Origin of the sequence: Megasphaera sp. AF13-6AC, from assembly GCF_027685385.1 — a bacterium.
GTDB classification, from domain to species: Bacteria; Bacillota; Negativicutes; order Veillonellales; family Megasphaeraceae; genus Megasphaera; species Megasphaera micronuciformis.
In genome coordinates this window covers 1-691 of record NZ_JAQCUN010000300.1, presented here as the reverse complement: position 1 = coordinate 691, position 691 = coordinate 1, and the positions used below count along the sequence as shown (strand labels likewise).

The 691-nt window shown below is 46.7% G+C and carries 2 protein-coding genes; both read right to left on the bottom strand.

Features of this window, described 5'->3' with window-relative positions:
• Nucleotides 1-4 precede the first annotated feature (4 nt).
• Nucleotides 5-505: a ribosome maturation factor RimM gene (gene rimM / locus PGX78_RS08995; RefSeq protein WP_270446623.1), complete on the bottom strand. Its 501-nt coding sequence runs from the start codon at nt 503-505 to the stop codon at nt 5-7.
• 4 nt (nt 506-509) lie between these two features.
• A partial coding sequence (locus PGX78_RS08990; RefSeq protein ID WP_333524050.1) for a YlqD family protein occupies nt 510-691 on the bottom strand: 182 nt, incomplete at its 5' end.

Sequence of the window (691 nt, the reverse complement as noted above, 5' to 3'; positions counted from 1 at the left end):
CGCATCATTCCGTCCACTCCGGCGGATCGGCAATAATCGTCTTGGCATCCGTATCCACGGATAAGATGACTTGCGGAATAACGGCTAACAGTAATTCTTTGCCGTCTTCACCGGTAACGACATACACATCGTTACTGCCCGTCTTTAAAATATCCGTCACTGTACCCAAGACGTTATTTTCCTTATCAAATACGCGACAGCCTATGATATCGAAAACATAGTGCTGTCCTTCTTCCAACGGCATCAAATCTTGCCGCGTCACTTGCAGCGCTTTGTGTAAAAGCGGTTCGACGCCGTTTCGGTCATGAATGCCGACAAATTTCATCAAAACGACCCGTTTATGAAAACGAGCGTCCGTAATTTCATATTTAACGCCGTCAATATAGGCGTATTTCATCGTTAAAAATCGTTCGGGAAAATCCGTATCCGGATAAACACGAACGTCACCCCGCACACCGTGCGGGGCAACGATTTGTCCTATTGTGAAAAATTCCGTTTCAGCCATGATTTTATTGGCGGAATGCGGCTACTTTGCCGTCTTCCAATAAAATTTCCAGACCCATAAGTTTGTTCAAGTCGTCACCGACTTTAACCGTTACGGTCTGTTCCAACTGGCCTTGCGTAATTTCCGAGCCGATTTCCAATTGTGCCGCTTGGTCGTGATCGCTCTGAGCCTTCGCTTTCGCATTGG